Source organism: Micromonospora sp. 4G55, from assembly GCF_016803375.1.
Window position 1 is genome coordinate 1 of record NZ_JAEVHN010000454.1, and the last position, 5084, is coordinate 5084.

The 5084-nt window shown below is 73.0% G+C and carries 4 protein-coding genes and 1 pseudogene; all 5 read right to left on the reverse strand.

Annotation, left to right across the window (positions count from 1 at the left end; all coding sequences use genetic code 11):
* Positions 1 to 1223, reverse strand: a 1223-nt coding sequence (gene obgE / locus JNW89_RS27145; RefSeq protein ID WP_238451185.1) for a GTPase ObgE, incomplete at its 3' end; no start/stop codon positions are given.
* 90 nt (positions 1224 to 1313) lie between these two features.
* Positions 1314 to 1568, reverse strand: a complete 255-nt coding sequence (rpmA, locus tag JNW89_RS27150) for a 50S ribosomal protein L27 (protein ID WP_088975624.1) — start codon at positions 1566 to 1568, stop codon at positions 1314 to 1316.
* A gap of 11 nt (positions 1569 to 1579) precedes the next feature.
* Positions 1580 to 1894, reverse strand: a complete 315-nt coding sequence (rplU, locus tag JNW89_RS27155; RefSeq protein ID WP_088960746.1) for a 50S ribosomal protein L21 — start codon at positions 1892 to 1894, stop codon at positions 1580 to 1582.
* Positions 1895 to 2061: 167 nt separating this feature from the next.
* A complete protein-coding gene (locus JNW89_RS27160) occupies positions 2062 to 2562 on the reverse strand; it encodes a hypothetical protein (protein ID WP_238451186.1) in 501 nt (166 codons plus the stop codon).
* 119 nt (positions 2563 to 2681) lie between these two features.
* Positions 2682 to 5084: pseudogene (locus JNW89_RS27165) on the reverse strand (Rne/Rng family ribonuclease); the annotation flags it as partial.

Below are 5084 nucleotides of genomic sequence, written 5' to 3' on the forward strand. Positions count from 1 at the left end.
CCGACCTTGGCGAGCTTCTCCTCGACGCCGAGGCGGGCGAGCCGGTCGGCGAGGAAGCCGATCGCCTCGTCGTTGTCGAAGTTCGTCTGCCGGACCCAGCGCTCGGGCCGGACACCGCGCACCGTGAAGGAGCCGTCCTCCTCCACGTCGATCGTGAAGCCGGCGTCGTCCACCGCCTTCGGGCGGATGACGATCCGGGTCGGCTCGGCCGGCGGAGCCGCCTTCCGGCCCTGCTCGACGACCTCGGCCATCGCGAACATCAGCTCCTTGAGCCCCTCGCGGGTGGCCGTGGAGACCTCGAACACCTGGAAGCCGCGCGCCTCCAGGTCCGGCCGGACGATCTCGGCGAGATCCCGCCCGTCCGGCACGTCGATCTTGTTGAGGGCGACCAGCCGCGGCCGGTCGGCGAGACCGCCGTACTGGGTGAGCTCGGCCTCGATGGCGTCGATGTCGGCGAGCGGGTCGCGGCCCGGCTCCAGCGTCGCGGTGTCGACCACGTGCACCAGCACGGCGCAGCGCTCGACGTGGCGGAGGAACTCCAGCCCCAGCCCCCGGCCGGTGGCCGCGCCGGGGATCAGGCCCGGCACGTCGGCGACGGTGAAGGTGTGGTTGTCGACCCGGACCACGCCGAGGTTCGGCACCAGGGTGGTGAAGGGGTAGTCGGCGATCTTCGGCTTGGCCGCGGAGATCACCGCGATCAGCGACGACTTGCCGGCGGACGGGAAGCCCACCAGACCGACGTCGGCGACGCTCTTGAGCTCCAGCACCACGTCCAGCCGGTCGCCCGGCTCGCCCAGCTCGGCGAAGCCGGGAGCCTTGCGCCGGGCGTTGGCCAGCGACGCGTTGCCGCGACCGCCGCGACCGCCCCGGGCCGCCTCGAAGGTGGTGCCGACTCCGACCAGGTCGGCCAGCACCTCGCCGTCGAGGGTCTGCACCACGGTGCCGTTCGGCACCTTGATCACCAGGTCGTGGCCGTTGGCGCCGTCGCGGTTCGAGCCGGCCCCGCCCTTGCCGTTCTCGGCCTTCAGGTGCGGGCGGAAGTGGAAGTCCAGCAGCGTGGTCACCTGCGGGTCGACCACCAGCGACACGCTGCCGCCGTGCCCGCCGTTGCCCCCGTCCGGGCCGCCGAACGGCTTGAACTTCTCCCGGTGGATCGAGGCACAGCCGTGCCCGCCGTCGCCGGCCTGCATGTGCAGGACGACCCGGTCAACGAACGTCGTCACGACGCCAATCCTTCCAGCGGGGTACGCCCCCGCGTGCGAAAAGACGAAGCGGGCCGGGACCCGAGGTCCGCGGCCCGCTTTGCCGGAGAATTACTGCTGCGGCACGATGCTGACGGTCTTGCGACCGCGCTTGGTGCCGAACTGGACCGCACCGGCAGCCAGCGCGAAGAGCGTGTCGTCTCCGCCGCGGCCGACCAGGTCACCGGGGTGGAACTTGGTGCCACGCTGACGGATGAGGATCTCACCCGCGCTGACGACCTGACCACCGAAGCGCTTCACGCCGAGTCGCTGGGCCGCGGAGTCACGACCGTTACGCGAGCTGGACGCACCCTTTTTGTGAGCCATTGGAGGACGACCTACTTCCCGCTGGAGATGCCGGTCACCTTGACCTGGGTCAGCGGCTGGCGGTGACCCTGGCGCTTGTGGTAGCCGGTCTTGTTCTTGAACTTGTGGATCCGGATCTTCGGGCCCTTGGTGTGCGCGGCGATCTCGCCGGACACCGCGACCGAGGCGAGCTTCGCCGCGTCGGTCACCAGGTCGTCACCGTCGACGAGGAGCACCGCGGTGAGCTTCACCGCGTCGCCGGGGGCACCGGCGAGCTTCTCGACCTCGATCACGTCGCCCTCGGCGACCTTGTACTGCTTGCCGCCGGTCTTGACGATCGCGTACATCGGAGGCGGACTCCCTGTCGTTGAGGCTGCTGGCTGGTCGTTCCCACGGCAACTCGCCGGGTAGCAGTGACACCGGCGGCGCGGGCACGCGGGAACTCGGCACACCAAAGTGCGCCGCAGGCAAGCCTACGCCATGGACCGGGTGACACCCAAACCGGGCCCGCCGGTCAGCGCCCGCAGAGCTGGTCGAGACGCTGCTGGAGGCGGTCGAGCTCGGTCTCGTCGATCGACTCGACGTCGGCGCCGAGGGTGCCGACCTCGGTGGCCAGGTCGGTGAGCAGGGTCTTCAACTGCGGGTCGGTGGCCCGGGCGGACTGCTCCTGCAGCGCCGACCGCCAGCTGGTCAGCGCCGACTCGGCCCGTTTCCGGGCGGTTTCCGCCCCGGTGCTGTCGTTGGCGCCGACTGCGGCGATCATCTTGCCCAGTTCCTCGACGTACGTCCGCACGGCCGCCGAGGAGGCCTGCTCGGCGGCGGCGCAGACCTGCGGCCCGTTGCCTCCCGCCGGGGCGACGCTGACCGGGGCGGACGGCAGCAGGGTCGAGGTGGCCGACGGCCCGGCGGACGGGCCGGTGGTGGCCGGGGCGGCCTCGTCGGACCGGTCGCCGGAGCAGCCGGAGCCGGTCAGCAGGACGGCGGTCACCAGGGTGGCGGCAAGCAGGCGGCGCATTGTCTTCTCCTAGCCGGGGGTGACCGATCGTAGCCGGGGCCGGAGAACGCGACAGGGCCCCTCCCGCCGGCACTGTTGCCGGGGAAGGGGCCCCGCGAAACGTCGGGCTGGTCAGCCCGTCAGGGGCGGGTCCGCCGACGGGGGCCGCCGCGGCGGGACCGGCGCCGGCCGGTGCCGCCCTCGCCGCTCTCCTCCTCGGTGTCGCCCAGCGCGTCCGGGTCGTCCGCCCCGGCCAGCCGGGCCGACTCGCCCTCCAGGCTGTCGGCGACCGCCGGCGCGGCCGGCGTCTCCGTCTCGTACCGGGACAGGTCGTAGCCCATCGTGTCGTGGTACTCGGCCTCCGCCTCGGCCACCCGGTCCACGTCGGCGGCCTCGGTGGTCTCCACCACCGTGCGCTCCGGCGCGGCGGCGGCCTTGCGCGAGCGCCGCCGCGACGACGCGCCGGTCTGCTCGGTCGCCGGGGCGGCGGGCCACCGAGGAGGCGACCGGCCTTGACCTTCTCCCCCGCACCGGCGCCGGCGCGCGGCTTCTCCGGCACCGGCTCGGTGTGGATGATCAGGCCGCGGCCCTTGCAGCACTCGCAGGTCTCGCTGAACGCCTCCAGCAGGCCCGCGCCGATCCGCTTGCGGGTCATCTGCACCAGGCCGAGCGAGGTGATCTCGGTGACCTGGTGCTTGGTCCGGTCCCGGCCCAGGCACTCGGTCAGCCGGCGCAGCACCAGCTCGCGGTTCGACTCCAGCACCATGTCGATGAAGTCGATCACCACGATGCCGCCGAGGTCGCGCAGCCGGAGCTGGCGCACGATCTCCTCGGCCGCCTCCAGGTTGTTGCGGGTGACCGTCTCCTCCAGGTTGCCCCCGGAGCCGGTGTACTTGCCGGTGTTGACGTCGATGACGGTCATCGCCTCGGTGCGGTCGATGACCAGCGACCCGCCGGAGGGGAGGAAGACCTTCCGGTCCAGCCCCTTGATGATCTGCTCGTCGATCCGGTACTCGGCGAAGATGTCGGTGGTGCCGACGTGCCGGCGCAGCCGGGCGACCAGGTCGGGCGAGACGTGCGACAGGTACGACTCGACCATGTCGTACGACTGCTCGCCCTCGATGACCAGATCCCGGAAGTCCTCGTTGAACAGGTCCCGGACGACCCGGATGACCAGGTCCGGCTCCTCGTAGAGCAGCACCGGGGCGCCGCCCTCGGCGCTTGGCCTGGATGTCCTCCCACTGGGCCTGGAGCCGCTTGACGTCGCGGGCCAGCTCGTCCTCGCTCGCGCCCTCGGCGGCGGTTCGGACGATCACGCCGGCGCCGTCCGGCACCAGCTTCTTGAGCACGTCCCGCAGCCGCTTGCGCTCGGTGTCCGGCAGCTTCCGGCTGATGCCGGAGGCGTTGCCGTTCGGCACGTAGACCAGGTGCCGGCCGGAGAGCGCGATGTGGCTGGTCAGCCGGGCGCCCTTGTGCCCGATCGGTCCTTGGTCACCTGCACCAGCACCGAGTCGCCGGAACGCAGCGCCTGCTCGATCGAGCGGGCCCGCCCCTCCAGGCCGCTGGTGTCCCAGTTGACCTCGCCGGCGTACAGCACGGCGTTGCGGCCGCGCCCGATGTCGACGAACGCCGCCTCCATGCTGGGCAGGACGTTCTGCACCTTGCCGAGGTAGACGTTGCCGGCCATGGTGCCGGAGGAGTTGCGGGTGACGTAGTGCTCGACCAGCACGCCGTCCTCCAGGACCGCGATCTGGGTGCGGTCGCCGCGCTGGCGTACCGCCATCACCCGGTCGACCGCCTCCCGGCGGGCCAGGAACTCCGACTCGCTGAGGATCGGCGGCCGGGTACGGCGCTGCTCGCGGCCGTCCCGACGGCGCTGGCGCTTGGCCTCCAGCCGGGTCGAGCCGGAGACGCCCTGCACCTCGTCGACGGCCTTGCGCGGCTCACGGATCTTGACCACGGTGGGCACGCCGTCCTCGGCGCCCCCCTCGACGTCCCCGGCGCCCCGGCGGCGACGACGGCGCCGGCGGCGGGTCAGCCCGTCGCCTTCACCCTCCTCTTCCTCGGGCTCCTCGGCCTCGCCGCCCTCGGCCTCGGCCTGGACGGCCTCCTCGGCCTCCTCCTCGTCGCTGTCCTCGGCGCCGCCCTTGCCGCGACCGCGGCCCCGGCGACCACGACGACGGCGACGGCGGGCCGCCGCGCTCTCGTCCTCGTCCTCTTCCTCGGCCTCGGCGGCCTCCTCGGCCTCGCCGGTGGGCTCCTCCTCGACCTCGAGCACCTCGACCGGCTCGACCTCGCGGCGACCGCGGCGACGCCGACGACCGGTCTCGGCCGGCTCTTCGACCGCTTCCTCGGCCGCCGCCGGGCCGGGCTCGACCACGCGGACGGCCGGCAGCTCCTCGGGCAGCGGGGCCATTGAACAGCACGGTGGGCGCGGAGAGCGCGGCCCGCCGACGACGGGTACGCGGCTCCGGCGCGACCTCCGGCGGCTCGGCGCCGGGCACCGCGACACCGGGGGGGACGTCGCCGGGCCGGCTCTCGGC